Source organism: Octadecabacter temperatus (assembly GCF_001187845.1).
Classification (GTDB): domain Bacteria; phylum Pseudomonadota; class Alphaproteobacteria; order Rhodobacterales; family Rhodobacteraceae; genus Octadecabacter; species Octadecabacter temperatus.
Window position 1 is genome coordinate 2,877,314 of record NZ_CP012160.1, and the last position, 18,499, is coordinate 2,895,812.

An 18,499-nucleotide genomic window follows, 5' to 3' on the forward strand; every position below is an offset into this window, starting at 1 on the left:
TTTTCGGAGGACACGATGTCAGAACGTTGCGGCTGGGCCGGATCAGAACCTATCTACACGGACTATCACGACACCGAATGGGGCGTGCCTGAATGGGACAGCCGCGCACTTTGGGAAAAACTCATTCTGGACGGGTTTCAAGCCGGACTTAGCTGGATCACAATTCTGAAGAAGCGTGACAACTTTCGCGAGGCATTCGCGGGCTTTGATCCCGAAGTCATCGCAACATGGGGTGAAAGCGACGTCGAGCGGTTGTTGCAAAACGAAGGTATCATCCGTCATCGTGGAAAAATCCAAGCCACCATCGGCAACGCGCAGGCGTATTTAAAGATCCACGACTTCTCGGCGCTGTGCTGGTCTTATGTTGATGGTGCACCCTTACAAACAAACCGTAAAACGCTGGCCGATGTTCCTGGGTTCACCGATATCTCAACCCAATTCTCCAAAGACCTAAAGAAAATGGGCTTCAAATTCTGCGGTCCGACAATCGTCTATGCTTGGATGCAGGCCTGCGGTTTGGTCAATGACCACCTGACGAATTGCCCGCAGTTTGAGCCCTGCAAGGCATTGGCCTCACCACCGCGATAAAGCGTCTTCGTCTTCATCCTTTGATGCGACCCAATCGGCACCATCAGAAGTGACTTCTTTCTTCCAAAATGGCGCGCGTGATTTGAGGTAGTCCATCAAAAATTCCGCCGCCTCAAACGCATCCTTGCGGTGCTTTGACGCCGTCGCGACCATCATAATAACTTCGCCGGCCTCAAGTCGCCCAAACCGGTGAATGACCAAAGCATCGGCAAGTTCCCAACGCTGCATGGCATCAGCACGAATTGCGGCCAGCGCCTTTTCGGTCATTCCCTCATAGTGTTCAATTTCCATGCCGGACAATCCGCCCGTCACGTCGCGCACGACACCTGTAAAGCTCACGACGGCACCTGCACCCGCGACGCGATTTGAAAACGCGTTAAGTTCCGCGCCAGCGTCAAACACCTCGGACTGAACGCGTATCATCCGCCGGTCATCGGTGGGAAAAACGCCACTTCCCGCACGCCTGAAAGGGGCGCATCAAATTCCGCCAACTCTTGGTCAAGTGCAACGCGCAATGCTGACGTGTCTGCGAATGCAACCTCGTACCGCTCTTCTCGGGCGCGCAATTCAGCGACCAGATCGTTTACCGTCGCGGCAGACGTCTCAACCTCCTCGCGCGGGATGCCGACACGTTCACGTACCCATGCAAAATAAAGAACCTGCATCACCCCTCCTTTAGAAACGGCATGGCTTTGCGCAAATAATCCGCGCCTGTGATAACCGTCAGCACCATTGCGATCCACAAAAGTGAGATGCCGATCCACCATGAATAGGTCATGCCGTTCAGCTTCCACATCACGCCGCCTTCATCGGGAATTTCGCCCAAGCGGATGCCATCAAAGGTCGCCTGATCCATCCCCTCAATCGACATGTTGAAATAGGTCTCAAACGCGCCTGTTGAAAACAGAACCGCAATCGCGGTCATCTGCGCTGCCGTTTTCCACTTAGCCAGCGACGTCACCTTCAACGTACCAGCCGTATCCCCGAGAAATTCCCGCAAGCCAGACACAAACGTCTCCCGAAACATGATCAATGTCGCGGGTATCAGAATCCATGGGTTCATCCCTGAAAAACCACAGATGACCAGTAGGGCAATAACCACCATCGCTTTATCTGCAATCGGGTCCAACATCGCGCCAAACTTGGTTTGTTGGTTCCACGCACGTGCAAGATAGCCGTCCACCCAATCCGTCGTCGCGGCGACAACGAACAGGATCAGCGCAAACCAATCTGCGTAGGGGCGCGAAAAATACAAAAACATGATCGCCACACCTGGTGCGGCCAGCAAACGCAAAAGCGTCAAGATATTAGGGACATTCCAAACCATGAACCCTATCTAAGCCCTTTCCAATTCACACACCACACCCCAGCTTCTTTTGTTTCTAAAACCTCGGGAGAGTCCGAAGGACGGGGGCTGGCCCCCACGGGTCGGATTTGCGAAGCAAATTCGATCTCACCCTTTCTCATTGAAATATCCGTAAATTGTCTCGGCCATGTTGTCCGAAATCCCGTCAACGGCCTTCAAGTCCGCGAGCGCTGCACGACCCACTGCCTTAGCCGACCCAAAATGCTGCAGCAAAGCGCGTTTGCGTTTTGCGCCAACGCCTTGCACATCATCCAATGGGGTTGCTCCAATCGCTTTGGAGCGTTTCGCACGGTGTGTGCCAATCGCAAATCTATGCGCCTCATCGCGCATCCGCTGTACGAAATACAAAACCGGATCATTGCGCTGCAATGCAAAGACAGGCTTGCCCGTTCGGTAGAATTCCTCTTTGCCGTGATCACGATCTACGCCTTTAGCAACACCGACCATCGGCACATCATTCACGCCGAGTTCAGACATGATTTCACGGACAGCGCTGACCTGCCCAGCACCACCATCAATCAACAGCAGCCCAGGCCATGTGCCGAGTTCGCGGTCAGGGTCCTCTTTCAACAAACGCTTAAAACGCCGTGTCAGAACTTCCTTCATCATTCCGAAGTCATCTCCGGGGGTCAGGTCATCACCTTTAATGTTGAACTTGCGATATTGGTTTTTGTCGAACCCTTCGGGCCCAGCGACAATCATCGCGCCAACCGCGAACGCCCCTTGAATGTGCGAGTTATCATAAACCTCAACCCGTTGCGGAACCTCGGGTAAGTCAAACGCATCCTTAAGCCCGCGCAACAAACGCGCCTGTGTTGCTGTTTCCGACATTTTGCGGCCCAGACTTTCGCGGGCATTGCGTGCAGCATTACTGACCAACTCAGCCTTTTCGCCCCGTTGCGGTACGATCACCTCAACCTTGCGTCCGCCTTTTTCAGCCAAGGCCTCAACGACCAAATCTTCGTCGTCTAACCCGTGGGACAGCAACAACATGCGCGGCGGGTCGCGATCAGAATAGAACTGGCCAACAAACGCCTGCATCACTTCGCTTGCGTCCTCATCACCGGACACGCGTGGGTAATAGTCTTTGTTGCCCCAGTTCTGATTGGCACGGATAAAGAACACCTGAACGCAGGCTTGCCCACCATCACGGTGCAACGCAATGACGTCGGCCTCGGTCACACCACGTGGGTTGATCCCTTGGGATGTCTGCACTTGCGTCAACGCCTTGATACGGTCGCGCAATGCAGCCGCGCGTTCGAACTCCATCTCCTCGGATGCTGCGTTCATCCGCTCCGCAAGGCTTGCCTGCATCTCGGTAGATTTACCTGACAAGAACCGCTCAGCGTCTTTTACAAGCTGTTTGTAATCGCTTGGATCGACCTTACCCACGCAGGGCGCAGAACACCGTTTGATTTGGTACTGTAAGCATGGCCGCGTACGGCTTTCATAGTCGCTGTCACTGCAGGTTCGCAGCAAAAATGCACGTTGCAACGTGTTGAGTGTACGGTTCACGGCACCGGCCGACGCGAAAGGACCGTAATAGTTTCCCTTCTTCTTTTTTGCACCGCGATGCTTTTCAATACGCGGGAAATCGTGATCGCCTGAAATCAGAATATTAGGGAACGACTTATCGTCACGAAGCAGCACGTTGTACTTTGGTTTCAGCTGCTTGATCAGGTTCTGTTCTAGCAGTAGCGCTTCGGTTTCCGTCTTAGTCGTCAGAAACATCATCGTCGCAGTGTGCGAAATCATCGTCGCAATACGCGCGGAATGACCTGCAGGCCGCGCGTAGTTACTGACGCGGTTTTTCAGATTGCGGGCCTTACCAACATAGAGCACCCGACTTTCACTATCGAGCATCCGGTACACCCCCGGAGAGCTGTCCAGCGTGCGCAGATAGCCCTGGATCACATCATGTCCGGTTGGAATGTCAGTGGTTTCGCTACTCATATCCCTAACCTATGATTCTCATGTCGCGCTGCAATGACAAAGCACCCCCCGCAAGACAAAACATACCCACGGAATCTGTGGATAACCTCGTGGGCAATTCTGCCTGAGGTCGATAAATCCTTTGTTTTCTTAACGCTTACCTGGTCTGCCTAATTTTTAGGCACTGCTGTAGGTATTTGAAAATAAAGGGAATTAATTTTTACATGCGGCAAATACCTGAAAACATTAAAGAAAAGTAACCGTTTTGTGACAACTTCAATCGGCGGTGCACAAGTTGTCGTGGCGTAAGGCCTAGGCGGTCACTCAACCCCAAGAATATCCTGTGTTTTCCAGCCGATATGCTGCCCGCCATCGACACACAACAGTTGCCCTGTGACAGCCGACGCATCGAGGAAGTAGCCCAGCGCCGCGGTAATATCGGATGTGTTCGCCCCACGTTTCAGAACCGTGTTGCTGCGCTGTCCCTGAAAATGGGCGTCAGTTTGCCGCGCGCCCTGCAAGGTTGGTCCAGGCCCAATCGCGTTAACCCGCACATGTGGGGCGAGCCCCATTGCTGCAGTTTGCGTGAACGCCCAAAGCCCCATCTTGGCCAGAGTATAGGTCATGAATTCCGGCGTAAGCTTTCGCACGCGTTGGTCTAACATGTTGATTACCAACGCGCTGGCGATGCTCTCGCCGTTCTCGTCTATTTCAGCTTGGGGCGCTTGCTTTGCCAAAGCCTGCGTCAACAAAAACGGGGCGCGTAGGTTCGATCCCATGTGTCGATCCCAGCTTTCTTTGGTCGCGGTCTCAACGGTGTCGTATTCAAAAATCGAGGCGTTATTCACCAACACGCTAATCGGCTGCCCAAGCTTTTGCGCGGCCTCTGGTAGCAGTGCAGATGTCTGCGCTTCATCCAACAGATCCGCCTGCACAGCTAAAGAGTTCCCACCGCACGCGGTTGCAACGTCCTCGGCACCCTTGGCGCTTTCGTTGTAGTGCACTGCCACGTCATAGCCGCGCTGTGCGAGGTAAAGCGCCATCGCCTTACCAAGCCGCGCACCGCCACCTGTGACCAGTGCTGCTGGCATCAGAGCACCACGAACAAATAGGTTACGTACAGCGCAGTCAGAACAATGCCCCAAATGCGCGTTAGATCCAGCTTGAAGAAAACAAATGGGATCAACATCAGCGTCGCCCCCAGCATGATCCATAGATCGCGCTCAAAGAAGATGTCCTTCACCGGGATCGCTCCAACAAGTGAGGCCACACCGATAATACCGAGAAGGTTGAACATATTTGACCCGATGACGTTACCGATCGCAACGTCCGCTTGCCGACGCAACGCCGCCATTACGGTGGTCGCCAGTTCCGGCAACGACGTGCCAATCGCAACCAGCGTCAAACCAATTACCGCATCCGAAATGCCATAATCGCGCGCAATGCTGGATGCGCCTTCAACCAAAAGGTTCGCGCCAAGCGGCAGACCAATCAGACCAAGCACGAGGAAAAGAATGATCTTGGACCACGGAAGGTCAGGATCGGCGCCCTCGAGGTCTTCTAACTCATCCTCAGCGCTGGCTTTGCCTTCTTTACGGTGACGTTGTGCAGCCAAAGCCGCTGTGATCAGCATTGCCGCAAGTGCAATCAACAGCACGATACCCGCGATCCAATCAAACACACCACGATACGCCAGTGCGATAAACAGCACGGTCCCACCAAGCATCTGCAAATAGCTGTTGCGCGTGTCACATCCGCTTGTGTGCATCACAGCCATCATCGCGGGAATACCCAAAACCAACAGAACGTTGGCCGTGTTCGAGCCCACAACATTGCCCAGCGCCAAGTCTGGCACACCATCAACAATCGCCTGGATCGCAATCAACAGTTCAGGCGCAGAAGTACCAAACGCAACAACTGTCAGCGACACAATCAACGCAGGTACGCCAAGGCGCAGCGACATGTTCACCGCGCCCTTAACAAGGCTATCGCCCGCCAAAAGAAGAAGGACCAAGCCTACAATCGTGAAAGCCCAGTCCGTTACGGGACCAGCGGGAATAGAAAGCCAATCGAGCATTTATTTGCGTTCCTTACAGGTGCAGGGTTTACCGAAAGTGAACTTCCCGCAGGACCGGCACTTCGCGTCAGTCAGTCGTTTCATACCCGGCACGGTAAGCTTGCCAAACATCGCAAGCACACCCATGCCAACCAGAAAGAGTGAGACAATTTTGAATATCATTTACAGGCCGAACCGCGCATAGGCTGCGCGTTCCTCAATGCCAGAAACCGCGTCATCCACGATTTGCATACCGAAACGCGACAAGAACGGTTTCTTCTGACCGAAACGGCGGAACTTCACTTTGTCGCCAAAGCGGTCCTTCATCGCAGGAACGAGGTGGCCAACATGGTCAGCCAAGCCAACGTCGATGGATTTCTCACCCACCCAGATGTCGCCCGTGAACAGGTCTTGTTCCGCAAGCTTACCAGCACGTCGCGCGTTTACGTGGTCTTTGAAATACACATGCATATCGTCAAGCAGCCCCTTCAGGCGCTTAACGTCTGCCGGCTTTTCGGCCTGAAACGGATCAAGCATGCTTTTGGACTTACCGGCTGTATAAACACGCCGCTCGGCACCGATTTTCTCCATCGTGCCGGTCAAACCGAAGCCTGCGGAAATCACACCGATGGAACCAACGATAGAACCACGATCAACGTAAATCTCATCCGCCGCCGTTGCGAGCCAGTAGCCGCCCGACGCAGCGACGTCTTCAACGAAGGCAAAAACAGGAATGTCTTTTTCATCCGCAAGCCTGCGAATACGCGCCGCAATCAATGAAGATTGCACCGGCGATCCACCCGGAGAGCTGATTTCCAGCGCGACTGCTTTCGGCTTACTGCGAAATGCCTTTTCAATAGAATTCGCCAGTCCGCGATCATTCAGCGAACGACCAGACGCGGCAATCGTCCCTTGCAGGCGAACAACAGCCACATGCGGGTCTGATTTGAGAAAAGGTATCCAGCGTTTCATGTGGTCCATTTAGGACGCATACCGTTCAGAAACAAGGCCACCCATCATTGGCGAATGCGCCAGCCTGTGCGGAATATCCACGCGATGATGCCCAAACAGATGCAGGTGAACACCCCAATCGCAAACAGGCTAAGCCCGATGGGCACATCAGCAGTGCCAAAGAACGACCAACGGAAACCTGAAATCAGGTAGACCACGGGATTGAACATCGTGATCGTTTGCCAGATCGGCGGCAGCATCGAGACCGAATAAAACGAGCCACCCAGGAAAACCAATGGCGTGATGATCAGCAGTGGGATCAGCTGTAATTGCTCGAAGTTGCCTGCCCAAATCCCAATGATAAATCCAAGCAAGCTGAATGAAAGACAGGTCAGCGTTAGGAACGCGATCATGGCAATTGGGTGCTCAATCGTGAAATCAACGAATAGGAATGAGGTGGCGAGGATCACGATGCCGATAAACATCGCCTTAGTCGCAGCTGCGCCAACGTAGCCAACCGTGATCTCGAAAAAGCTGACCGGGGCGGACAAAAGTTCATAAATCGTGCCAATGAACTTGGGGAAATAGATGCCGAAGGACGCGTTGCTTGTTGCCTGTGTCATCACTGACAGCATGATGAGCCCAGGCACAATGAACGCGCCGTACCCAACGCCTTCGACGCTTTCAATGCGTGATCCGATGGCCGTGCCAAAGACCACAAAATAGAGAGACGTGGAAATAACGGGGCTAATAAAGCTTTGCATCAGCGTGCGAAAGAACCGCGCCATCTCGAATACATAGATCGATTTTATAGCTTGGAAGTTCATGCCCCGCCCTCCTTTTCGGCCACGAGGGACACGAATATTTCTTCCAAAGACGATTGGCGTGTTTGCAAGTCTGCCATCTTAAGCCCGGCTTTCTGCAAGTCTGCCAGAAGGCTCGTGATACCCGTACGTTCCGTGCTTGTGTCATAGGAATAGAGCAAACCTTCGCCCTCAATCGTCAGATCATAGTCCGACAAACCTTTAGGAATTTCCGTAATAGGTTCGGCCAGATCAACCTTCAGCGTCTTCTGCCCCATGCGGGTCATCAGATCGGCTTTGTCTTCAACCAAAAGAATCTCGCCTTTGGCAATCACACCAATCCGGTCGGCAATCGCCTCGGCTTCCTCGATGTAGTGCGTGGTGAGGATGATCGTGACGCCGTCCTCTTTTAGCTGTGCGACGACGTCCCACATATCTTTACGCAACTCGACATCAACGCCTGCGGTGGGTTCGTCCAAGAACAACACGCGCGGCTCATGAGCGAGCGCCTTGGCGATTAAAACACGGCGCTTCATGCCGCCCGATAACGTCATGACCTTGGCGTCTTTCTTGTCCCACAAGGATAAGGATTTCAGAACTGCCTCAAGATAGGCGTCATTGGGTGCTTTACCGAACAACCCACGCGAAAAGCGTACGGTGTTGATGACCTTCTCAAATGGTTCAAGATTGATCTCTTGCGGCACCAATCCAACAAGATTGCGGGCCGCACGAAACGCGGTGACATTATCATGCCCGCCAATGCTGATGGTCCCACTAGTGGCACGCGTAATACCGCAAATGCTTGAGATCAGCGTGGTCTTACCAGCACCGTTCGGCCCAAGCAGCGCAATGATCTCGCCTTGCTTGATATCCAAATCAACGGACTTTAGCGCCTCAAAGCCACCATCATACGTTTTAGTAAGGCTGCGCACCTCAACGATATTGCTCATGTCATGAATCCTTTGATCGGCACACTAGTATGCAAATTTCAAAAGGGAAAGTCAGCCAATTCATGACGAGCTTTGAACGGTCAAACCTTCTGGATCTTTAGGGGGCGACATCTAGATCGATCCAGCCTCAACCATAAAGTTCTGCGCGCTACACATCCCTGCATCATCTGACGCAAGGAACACGGCCATGCGTGCGACATAAATTGGGTCAATCGGATCAGGCAGCACCTGTCGGTCGACCTGCTTGGCCAAGGCTTCTGGTGTAACCCATAGGTCCTTTTGACGCTCTGTCATGATCCATCCTGGTACAACGGTGTTCACCCGAATGCGGTGCTCTCCCAAATCACGGGCCATTGTCCGCGTCAGACCATGCACGGCAGACTTTGAGGTCGCGTAGGCTGGAAAACCGCCCCCCGCTTCCCACCAAGAATTGGATCCGATGTTAATGATAGACCCTGCCCCTGCCTTAATCATTTCCGGCGCGACCGATTGGATCGCAAAGAACATGTGGCGCAGGTTTGTATGGAACCGTTCATCCCAATACTCAGGCGTGACGTCTTTCCAATCATGACGGTCATCACGGGCGGCGTTGTTCACCAAAACCTGTGCCGGGCCGATCTTTTGGACCAACTCGGAAAACGCACCCTTCAGACCGTCGATGTCGCGTAGATCACAGGTGGCAAAAACAACTTCACCTGCTGTGGCATCTTTTAACGCTTGAGATGCATCAACGTCCAAATCAACGAAACCTACTTTCGCGCCTTGGGAAGCAAAGCTGCGCACAATGTCGGCGCCAATCCCTGACGCACCACCGGTGACAAAAACGGTCTTACCCTTTAGCGACGGGTAGTTGGCAAATTGTGGTTGGGTCATACGTATCGCTCCGTTACTCATTCTGCTTCTGGCGAACTGCTAAAGCGCTGGTCAGCTCTTTTAACGTGCCTTCGAACGCAGGGCCACAGCATGCGACGTTCGTTTCGATCACCCGCTCAATCAACCGTTTCGCTGGACGCCTTCAAATTCCGCCGGCCAAATATCACCGGCCTGTTGAATCGACGCGGGGCAATTCCCCACAATTTCAGCGAGTGCAGAGATGGCGATGAAGGATGCATTTCGAAGTGATGGGACCAAACCGATGGGGCCACGTAGTCGGGCCAATTCATCGTCTGAAACACCGATCTGACGAAGCGTTTCGCACCGCATAGCATGGGTTCTGCGGCTACCTAAACTTCCAATAAAACTCGCTTTTGTTTGGAGCGCCGCTTTCAGTAAGCTTGGCTCCCAGTCATGGTCGTGGAACAATGTGAGGAAAGCCGAGTGTTCATCTAAGGCATCCATCGCCGCGACTTTATCTGGCGACGTTAAGTGCACTGGCGGGATCGACGCGAGGTGGTTTACCGCCGCTAAATCTTCAGCTTCGGGAGACAACAGGCAAATATCAAATCCGGCCGCATGCCCTGCCTTCGCCGCGGCACGAAAAATCGCGCCACGCCCCGCAAGATACAACCGAAACGGCGGCGCGTATGTGAATTGATAGGTCGGACTTCCTGTCTCTTCACTCCTAAACGCCAGCGTCACGGGGCAACGCCTCTGAAAAGACTGTTTGGCGTTTAAGAGTGCATTCAAATCGGGGTTTGGGTCGATAAGTACATCAAGCGCACCGCCACAAGGCAGTTTCAAATCAGCATAACGCGACCCGTCACCGTAACGGATCAGGGCCTTCTGGCCTGTTTCAAGCGCGCCCATTGCATGGTGCTGGATGTCACGATCGATACAGCCGTTCGACAAATAGCCAGTCATCCGATCATCATCGGAAACCAATGCAAGCGACCCGACATCGCGCGCGGCACCACCTTCGATTCCCACCGAAGTGATCAGAGCGAACCTCCGTCCGCTCTTAATCAACTCCGATGCTTTGGAAACGATATCCGCGGCGTGTTCAGTGTAGGTTATGCCCTCAGGCGGAAACGTCTGCATTCACAACATTTGCAAAAGACTTGAAGAATTTCGAAGCAAGTTTCTTAGCTGTGCTTTGGATTAAACGGCTGCCCAGTTGGGCCAGTTTACCGCCAATGTCGGCTTTTGCTTCATACCGTAGGATTGTTTGATCCCCATCAGCAGTAAGCGTCACATCCGCCCCGCCTTTCGCGTGGCCAGCAGCCCCACCATTGCCTTGCCCCGTAAGAGAGAAAGCATCGGGAGCGCCAGCCGTATCGAGCTGCACATTACCGCTAAAACGCGCCTTAACTGGCCCAACTTTTAGTACGACCTTCGCTTCAAGTTCGGAGTCCGAATGCTTGATAAGTTCTTCACAACCGGGAATGCATTGCTGCAAAATTTCGGGATCATTCAGCGCCGCGTAGACCTGGTCTTTAGGGGCATTGATGATGATTTCGTCTGAAAGTTCCATGATTTTTCCTTTTATTAACAACAGGGAAAGCGAATTTTATCCGCTTGTTCGGGTGTAAGGGCCAATTTCCGGCGCAGACGGCGGAACGTCTTAAAGAGAGATTTCATATGCGATGGTCCTCTTGTTGGCGCAGGTCCGCGTAGGCGGCTGGCGTGTCGATGTCGCGAAAGAACCCTTCGGCCTTCAATGGAAGCCTTTGGACAAAGTCCGGGTTTTCACGGGTGAAGCGCATGCAGCCGGGACGGTTTGGATTAGCCGTCAACTGCGGACGTATGTTGCGCGGAATAACGATAGGATTGCCGCGATCTGCACCTAAAACCGGTACGGAAATTTTCCTACGATCTCCCGTAGAATGTGCCGCCAGAAGATCAGAAATATCTTGCGATTTTAGGAACGGCTGATCTCCCAAACCGATCAACACAACGTCGGCGTCAGGGCAATGTTTCAGTCCAAACGCCACAGACGATTGCTGTCCCGATGCGTAATTGTCGTTGATGACACATCGCACATCAAAGCCCGAGAGAGCCGCCTCAACCAAGGACGCTTCATGGCCCGTGACGACGGTAATCGGTCCGCTCAACGCTTCGCAGTATTGCGCTACGACATGTTGAACCATGGGAACCCCATCGACAGGCAACAGAAGTTTGTTTTCTGTTCCCATGCGACGTGAAAGACCTGCCGCAAGTATGATTGCTGCGACGTCACCCATCGGGCACCTCAACGGGTGAACGGCGTACGCGAACGAGTTCTGCGAGGATCGACAAGGCGATTTCTTCCGGTGTCACAGCGCCAAGGTCCAATCCGGCGGGGGCCCTCACTGCTGCGATTTGAGCTGGTGGAATGCCTTTTTGCGCCAGCTTATCAGCGAGCGCTTTGAACTTTCTTTGGCTGCCGACAAAGGCAACGTAGTTTGATTGTACGCCCAGCGCCGCTTCCAAGGCTGCAACGTCGCCCTGCCCTTGTGTTGCAATGACGATCATGCGCTGTGGCACGGCCTGTTCCAATGCCTCGGTGGACGTTTCGGTGACCGCCCAGTGAAACTGCGGCGCTAACGCGGTAAGCGCATTGGCCACTGGGGAGGTACCGAACACGACGAGTTGCGGCATCGGCATGTACGGCTCAATAAAGATATCTACGGTGCCTTTGGACGGGCACCCGTTGCGCGCAAATGTGGTGCCATCAACCTCATCCCCTGAACTGACACCCCTCTCGGCGAGCAATTCTTCTGGGGCAACCGAAATCAACTGGGGTTTCCCATCCTGTAGTGCAGCGACGGCTGCTTTCTTAACCGCCCCGCGCGTGCACCCACCGCCAAGCCATCCGTGCAGTATCGCTCCATCCGTGCCAAGCAACGCTTTCGCACCGGGTTTCGCCGCCGTAGACCCAGCCGTGCGCACGATTGTTGCAAACGCAAAGGGTTCGGCGCGATCGCGCATTTCTTGCGCAACGTCGGCAAGATCAGAGGACATGATTTCAGCAGGTGTCATAAAGCGGCAAGCTCCCGTTCCAAATGGGCCAGATCGGAAAGCGTATTTGCCGCTTTGAACAAATCGATATGTGGCAACGCAGCCGCCATGCCGCTGGCGACCGGTTCATAGTCTTTCCAGCCCTTAAGAGGATTCAGCCAGATGATTTTGCAGCCACGTTTGCGCAGCTTTTCCAATGCCTCGCCCATGATTTCGGGCGGGGCCGTATCGTAGCCATCTGACAAGATGATTACGACAGAGCGACCATCCACGAACCGGCGTGCATAGGTGCCGGCGAACCGCGACAATGACGGGCCGATCTCGGTGCCGCCGCCAAATCCATCAGCCATCAAAGACAATCGTCCGATAGCGCGCATCGCATCGCGGTCACGCAAGGCTTCGGTGATACGTATCAACCGTGTGTGAAACAGATAGGCATCAGCGGCAGTATCGGCACGCATCAGCCCTGCCAAGAACGCGAGAAACACCTGCGCATAAATTGTCATCGACCCCGACACATCGCACAAGGCGACGATCTTACGTGTACGGTCAGGGCGTTTTTTGCGCAGCAAGCGCACAGGTTCCCCACCTGTGGATAGGCTCTCGCGAATGGTTTTGCGAAAGTGCAACCGGTCGCCTTTGCGCGCCGCGATACGGCGACGAGACCGTTTATCCCTAAGCGCTGCACCCAATCGACGGGCGACATCTTCGGCTTCAGCGATCTCCTCTGGACGGACCATGTCGCGCAAGTCTTTGCGGCTGAGGTTTCGGACCTCGGTCGCAATAAGTTTTCCGGTTCCGTCGCTTTCGGCGTCGTCGCGGCCGTGATCATCAGGCGCTGTCGCTTGGCCTGCTGATCCGGCCTCTTGGCCTTGCGCATCTCGCGATGAATGTACGTCATCTGAATTCGCATTCGATTTGCTTGGCACTGATTTCTGCCGCACACGGCCCATGTCCATCCAGTAACTTGTGAACAACTCGTCGAACCGTTCGGCTTCTTCTTTGCACCCTGTGCACACGGCCTTTAGAGCGCGGCGTGTTTCATCGGGTTTGGCGGCTTCGACATGGGTCAACGCTGTCAGCGCAACCTCCGCCTCAGCGACGCCCAACCGCAAACCGTTTTCACGCAAATGCGCCACAAACCCCGCCACGCGGGCCGACGCACCATCGTCGCGTCCAGCAAAACGGGTGACGCGGCTCATGCGGCTTTCCCCGCAATACGACCTGCAACCTCAGGCGTGATATGTGCTTGGTCGCTCTGGGTTTTCAGCAATGTGGTCAAAGTATGCTGCAAGGTCGCAGGATCGTCCGTCAAATCTGCGATCCCAAGCCCCATCAGCGCGGCTGCAAAATCCAACATCTCGGCGACACCGGGCGTCTTTTCTAAATCTTCCTCGCGCAGCTTTTGCACAAACCCCACGACTTGGTTGCCCAAATGCGCTTCAATCTGTGGGCATCGCGCCTTCAAAATCGCCAACTCGGTTTGGCGATCAGGGTATTCCACATAGGTGTACAAACACCGCCGACGCAACGCGTCTGACAAATCGCGCGTACCGTTGCAGGTCAAAATAACAATCGGTTTGCTGGTCGCCTTGATCGTCCCCAGTTCCGGCACAGACACCTGATAGTCCGACAATATTTCCAGCAGGTAGGCTTCGAACTCTTCATCCGCGCGGTCGATCTCGTCGATCAACAGGACTGGTGGCGCTTCTTTTGTAATCGCGGCCAGCAACGGACGCTCTAACAGGAAATCACGAGAGAAAATGCGATCCTCAACCGTCTTGCCCGTTTCGCCATCTTCTGCTGCCGCACGGATCGTCAAAAGCTGTCGTTGGTAATTCCATTCGTAAATCGCTTGCGCGGCGTCGAGACCTTCGTAACATTGCAACCGGATCAATTCCGCCTCGCGTACAGCGGCAAGCGTGCGGGCAACTTCGGTTTTGCCCACGCCCGCAGCGCCTTCCAGCAGCAAAGGGCGGCCCAACGTCAACGCCAGATGCAAAGCAACGGCCAGATCGTCAGATGCAACGTATCCTTCGCGCGACAGCGCGGTTTGTAAATCAGTCCAGATCATAACAGGTCCTACAGGTGGTCAGTCTGGGGGCGGGCCAAAACCCGCCCCCGCTGTTGGATTAATCGTGCAAGCCCAGCTCGTTCGCTGTCTTCCAAATCCGCCAATGATCATGCGGCATATTGGTGTGCGTATTGCCAAAGGCGCGGAACGCATCCTGTACAGCGTTGGAGAAACACGGCACGCCGCCCACGTGGGGGCTTTCACCCACACCCTTTGCACCGATCGGGTGGTGCGGGGATGGAGTGACAGTGTAGTCCGTTTCGTAGTTTGGCACTTCCCACGCAGTTGGCAGGAAGAAATCCATCAACGTAGCTGTCTTACAGTTGCCCATGTCATCATAGGCAATTTCCTGGCCCAATGCGACGGCAAGTGCTTCGGTCAAACCACCGTGGATTTGGCCTTCGATCACCATCGGGTTGATCCGTGTGCCACAGTCATCCAGCGCATAGAAACGGCGGATTTCGGTGACGCCCGTATCAACATCGATGTCCATGACACAAACGTAGGCCCCGAACGGATAGGTCATGTTCGGTGGATCGTAATAGCTGACCGCTTCCAGACCTGGCTCTAAACCTGGGATCGCCTGATTGTAGGACGCGAAAGCAATTTCCTTCATCGTCTTGAACCGCTCTGGCGCGCCTTTGACCACAAACCGATCAACGTCAAATTCGACGTCATCGTCGTGAACTTCCAGCAAGTAGGCCGCAATCATTTGTGCCTTGGCACGAATTTTACGTCCAACCATCGCCGCAGCAGCCCCCGCAACCGGTGTGGAACGGGACCCGTAGGTGCCCAAACCATATGGTGCAGTATCCGTATCACCTTCTTCGATGGTGATGCTGTCCGCTGACAGGCCGATCTCGGTCGCCAAAATTTGCGCGAATGTTGTTGCGTGACCCTGACCTTGGGAAATCGTACCCAACCGTGCAATCGCAGACCCCGTCGGGTGAATGCGAATTTCACAGCTATCGAACATGCCCATCCCTAGGATATCACAGTTCTTAACCGGACCGGCACCAACGATTTCGGTGAAGAACGACAGGCCAACACCCATCAGTTTACGGGTTTTTCCGGCTTTGAAATCCTCAACGCGTTGGGCCTGTTCAGCGCGCAGACCGTCATAATCGACAGCCTTTAGCGCCTTGTCCCACGCGGTGTGGTAATCACCGGAGTCGTATTCCCATCCAAGGGCAGCTTTATACGGGAACTGTTCTTTCTTGATAAAGTTGATCCGGCGCAGCTCGGCTGAATCCATGTTCAGCTTAATCGCCAGAACCTCGATCATGCGTTCGATGAAATACACAGCCTCGGTCACGCGGAAAGAACAACGGTAGGATACGCCGCCCGGTGCTTTGTTTGTGTAAACACCGTCCACGGCCAGATAGGCGGTGGGGATGTCGTAAGACCCCGTGCAGATGTTCATGAACCCTGCAGGGAACTTGGTCGGGTCAGCACAGGCGTCAAAGCCACCGTGGTCGGCTGTCACATGACAGTGCAGACCTGTAATTTTACCCTCAGGTGTCGCCGAAATCTTACCCTTCATCCAATAATCACGCGCGAAGGCGGTGGTCATCAGATTGTCCATGCGGTCTTCGATCCACTTAACAGGCTTACCTGTCACGATGGATGCGACGACGGAACAGACATACCCAGGATAGGCGCCAACCTTGTTGCCGAACCCACCGCCGATGTCTGGCGAAATCACACGAATGTTGTGTTCTTCAATGCCGGAAATCAGGGAAACGATTGTACGAATGGCGTGCGGCGCTTGGAATGTACCCCAAAGCGTCAGCTTGCCGTTGACCTTATCCATCGACGCAACACAGCCACATGTTTCCAGTGGGCAAGGGTGCGTACGGTGGTAATACATTTCCTCTTCGGCAACGACGTCTGCGTTGGCGATAACTTCTTCGGTTGGGTCCTTGTCACCGGCTTCCCACGTGAAGATGTGATTGGGATGATCACGAGGCCCGTGGGCGCCGTCAACCGCCTTACCGTTTTCATCAACGGTATCAGGACGCAAAATCACATCGGATTTCAGCGACTCGAAAGGGTCAACAATGACTTGGAGCTCTTCGTACTCAACCTCTACGGCTTCAATACCGTCAGCCGCGGCATAGCGATCTTCGGCCACAACATAGGCAACTTCTTGGCCTTGGTATAAAACCTTGCCGTCTGCCAGAACCATCTGCTTGTCGCCGGCCAATGTCGGCATCCAATGCAAGCCAAGCGGCTCCAGGTCAGCGGCTGTCAGAACAGCCACAACACCTGGCACTTTTAGCGCCGCTTCGGTGTCGATGCTTTTGATGTTGGCGTGTGCATAGGGCGAGCGTACGAAATCGCCAAACAGCATTCCATCCAGCTTTACGTCATCAACGTAATTGCCTTTGCCTTGTGTGAAACGGGCGTCTTCAACCCGTTTGCGTGAACACCCCATACCCTTAAGGTTTTCGACGCGTTCCTCGCGACTAATTTCGTCCTTCATTCTGCGGCCTCCTTGGCTGCATTCATTTCAGTGGCCGCAGCCTGAATGGATTTCACGATGTTCTGGTAGCCCGTGCAGCGGCAAATATTGCCCGCCATACCAAACCGGATTTCTTCCTCGGTCGGAGTGGGGTTTTCTTCCAGAAGTTTTGTGGCACGTGTGATCATACCCGGAGTGCAATAACCGCACTGCAAGCCGTGGTGTTCTTTGAACGCCGTCTGCAGCGGGTGTAGATCATCTGGACCACCGATACCTTCGATGGTCGTGACGTCCTTACCTTCGGCTTGAACCGTGTACATGGTGCAGGATTTCACGGACTTGCCATCGATGGTGACTGTGCATGCCCCGCAATGGGATGTCTCGCACCCAATGTGTGGGCCCGTGATGTCCAAGCGTTCGCGCAACGTGTAGATCAGCAATTCGCGTGGTTCAGCGAGGAATTCTTCGTCCTTGCCGTTCACGTTTAGTTTGACGTGTTTCTTATTAGACATGTGATCCCTCCCTTATGCCCGCGACCAAGCGCGTTCGATGGTGCGGCGTAAAATCACGCCGGCCACATGGTTTTTGAATGCGACTGGGCCGCGGTTGTCCTCTGATGGATCGATGTCTTCCAACATGGCGGCAATCGCTGCCTTGATGGCTGCATCATCGATCTTTGAGCCGACCAACGCGTCAACCGCATCAGCGGAATAGATCGGCGTATCGCTGAGGTTGGTCATGGCCACGGACGCAAATGTGCATGTGTCGCCGTCTTTGACGATTTGAACGGCAGCAGCGGCTGTCGCATAATCTCCAATCTTGCGTTTCTGCTTTTCGTAAGCATACCCACCCGACGGTGTTGGAAAGGTCACGCCAACCAAGACTTCGTCGTCCTCGCGGTCGGTCATATAGGCCGCCTCGTAAAAATCACGAGCGGCGACGTCTCGTTCGCCATCAGGTCCAATTAAATGAAACGTCGCATCAAGGCACTGCATCAGGCCCGGCATGTCGTTACCTGGGTCACCGTTGGCCACGTTGCCACCGATCGTGCCCATGTAGCGCACCTGTGGATCAGCAATCTGCAGCGCTGCCTCTCGCAAGATTGGCGCTGCGGCGGAGAGTTCTGCATCGTCGATCAAGTCCGCCTGCGTCACCATCGCACCGATGCGAATACTGTCGCTTGTCACTGTGATGTTAGACAGATCAGGAATGTCCTGAAGATCGATAAGATGAGGAACATCCGCCATGCGGAGTTTCATCATCGGGATAAGGCTATGCCCCCCCGCCATGACACGGGCATCATCCCCGTGCTCGACAAGGATCGACAAGACACCTGCCATATCCTTGGGTCGATAGTATTCAAATGCCGCTGGAATCATCGGCTCTCCTCCCTAAAAGCGTTTGTTCTGGCTAGGGGGGATTACTGCATGCGCTGGTAT

20 protein-coding genes are annotated in these 18,499 nt (G+C 54.2%); 1 reads left to right on the forward strand and 19 read right to left on the reverse strand.

From position 1 onward, the window contains the following. The first annotated feature begins 15 nt into the window (after positions 1-15). A complete protein-coding gene (locus tag OSB_RS14455; protein ID WP_049836195.1) occupies positions 16-588 on the forward strand; it encodes a DNA-3-methyladenine glycosylase I in 573 nt (190 codons plus the stop codon). On the opposite strand, the gene OSB_RS14460 is transcribed toward OSB_RS14455, so the two are convergent. The 19 genes from OSB_RS14460 to OSB_RS14555 all read right to left on the reverse strand — a co-directional run bounded on the left by OSB_RS14460 (position 574) and on the right by OSB_RS14555 (position 18,439). Then, positions 574-1,011: a molybdenum cofactor biosynthesis protein MoaE gene (locus tag OSB_RS14460; protein ID WP_049835658.1), complete on the reverse strand. Its 438-nt coding sequence runs from the start codon at positions 1,009-1,011 to the stop codon at positions 574-576. The genes OSB_RS14455 and OSB_RS14460 overlap by 15 nt on opposite strands. Next, positions 1,008-1,253, reverse strand: a complete 246-nt coding sequence (gene moaD, locus OSB_RS14465) for a molybdopterin converting factor subunit 1 (protein WP_049835659.1) — start codon at positions 1,251-1,253, stop codon at positions 1,008-1,010. The genes OSB_RS14460 and moaD overlap by 4 nt, the downstream gene beginning before the upstream one ends. After that, a complete protein-coding gene (gene pgsA / locus OSB_RS14470) occupies positions 1,253-1,915 on the reverse strand; it encodes a CDP-diacylglycerol--glycerol-3-phosphate 3-phosphatidyltransferase (protein WP_049835660.1) in 663 nt (220 codons plus the stop codon). The genes moaD and pgsA overlap by 1 nt, the downstream gene beginning before the upstream one ends. A 126-nt stretch (positions 1,916-2,041) precedes the next feature. Then, the gene (gene uvrC, locus OSB_RS14475; RefSeq protein ID WP_049835661.1) at positions 2,042-3,907 is read right to left on the reverse strand and encodes an excinuclease ABC subunit UvrC; all 1,866 of its coding nucleotides are present in this window, start codon (positions 3,905-3,907) and stop codon (positions 2,042-2,044) included. 299 nt (positions 3,908-4,206) lie between these two features. Continuing rightward, complete coding sequence (locus OSB_RS14480) at positions 4,207-4,977, reverse strand: SDR family oxidoreductase (protein WP_049835662.1); 771 nt, start codon at positions 4,975-4,977, stop codon at positions 4,207-4,209. Next, complete coding sequence (locus OSB_RS14485; RefSeq protein WP_049835663.1) at positions 4,977-5,963, reverse strand: calcium/sodium antiporter; 987 nt, start codon at positions 5,961-5,963, stop codon at positions 4,977-4,979. The genes OSB_RS14480 and OSB_RS14485 overlap by 1 nt, the downstream gene beginning before the upstream one ends. A 162-nt stretch (positions 5,964-6,125) precedes the next feature. Continuing rightward, positions 6,126-6,914 carry a S49 family peptidase gene (locus OSB_RS14495; protein ID WP_049835665.1) on the reverse strand — a complete coding sequence of 263 codons (789 nt, stop codon included), beginning with the start codon at positions 6,912-6,914 and terminating at the stop codon, positions 6,126-6,128. 44 nt (positions 6,915-6,958) lie between these two features. Beyond that, positions 6,959-7,720: an ABC transporter permease gene (locus tag OSB_RS14500; RefSeq protein WP_049835666.1), complete on the reverse strand. Its 762-nt coding sequence runs from the start codon at positions 7,718-7,720 to the stop codon at positions 6,959-6,961. Next, a complete protein-coding gene (locus OSB_RS14505) occupies positions 7,717-8,646 on the reverse strand; it encodes an ABC transporter ATP-binding protein (protein WP_049835667.1) in 930 nt (309 codons plus the stop codon). The genes OSB_RS14500 and OSB_RS14505 overlap by 4 nt, the downstream gene beginning before the upstream one ends. A 111-nt stretch (positions 8,647-8,757) precedes the next feature. After that, positions 8,758-9,519: an SDR family NAD(P)-dependent oxidoreductase gene (locus tag OSB_RS14510; protein WP_049835668.1), complete on the reverse strand. Its 762-nt coding sequence runs from the start codon at positions 9,517-9,519 to the stop codon at positions 8,758-8,760. Between the two features lie 120 nt (positions 9,520-9,639). After that, entirely contained in the window at positions 9,640-10,623 is a 984-nt protein-coding gene (locus OSB_RS14515; protein WP_074202289.1) for an XdhC family protein, read from the reverse strand. Then, positions 10,604-11,056, reverse strand: a complete 453-nt coding sequence (locus OSB_RS14520) for an SRPBCC family protein (RefSeq protein WP_049835669.1) — start codon at positions 11,054-11,056, stop codon at positions 10,604-10,606. Before OSB_RS14520 ends, OSB_RS14515 begins: the two co-directional genes overlap by 20 nt. A 103-nt stretch (positions 11,057-11,159) precedes the next feature. Continuing rightward, on the reverse strand, positions 11,160-11,765 hold the full coding sequence (locus OSB_RS14525) for a nucleotidyltransferase family protein (RefSeq protein ID WP_049835670.1): 606 nt from the start codon (positions 11,763-11,765) through the stop codon (positions 11,160-11,162). Beyond that, positions 11,758-12,543, reverse strand: coding sequence for an XdhC family protein (locus tag OSB_RS14530; RefSeq protein ID WP_049835671.1), 786 nt, complete (start codon positions 12,541-12,543; stop codon positions 11,758-11,760). Before OSB_RS14530 ends, OSB_RS14525 begins: the two co-directional genes overlap by 8 nt. Then, the gene (locus OSB_RS14535) at positions 12,540-13,724 is read right to left on the reverse strand and encodes a vWA domain-containing protein (RefSeq protein ID WP_049835672.1); all 1,185 of its coding nucleotides are present in this window, start codon (positions 13,722-13,724) and stop codon (positions 12,540-12,542) included. Before OSB_RS14535 ends, OSB_RS14530 begins: the two co-directional genes overlap by 4 nt. Continuing rightward, positions 13,721-14,596, reverse strand: coding sequence for an AAA family ATPase (locus OSB_RS14540; RefSeq protein ID WP_049835673.1), 876 nt, complete (start codon positions 14,594-14,596; stop codon positions 13,721-13,723). The genes OSB_RS14535 and OSB_RS14540 overlap by 4 nt, the downstream gene beginning before the upstream one ends. Positions 14,597-14,654: 58 nt before the next feature. Beyond that, complete coding sequence (locus OSB_RS14545; RefSeq protein ID WP_049835674.1) at positions 14,655-17,081, reverse strand: aerobic carbon-monoxide dehydrogenase large subunit; 2,427 nt, start codon at positions 17,079-17,081, stop codon at positions 14,655-14,657. Then, on the reverse strand, positions 17,078-17,572 hold the full coding sequence (locus OSB_RS14550; protein ID WP_049835675.1) for a (2Fe-2S)-binding protein: 495 nt from the start codon (positions 17,570-17,572) through the stop codon (positions 17,078-17,080). Before OSB_RS14550 ends, OSB_RS14545 begins: the two co-directional genes overlap by 4 nt. 12 nt (positions 17,573-17,584) lie before the next feature. Continuing rightward, positions 17,585-18,439, reverse strand: a complete 855-nt coding sequence (locus OSB_RS14555; protein WP_049835676.1) for an FAD binding domain-containing protein — start codon at positions 18,437-18,439, stop codon at positions 17,585-17,587. Positions 18,440-18,499 lie beyond the last annotated feature (60 nt).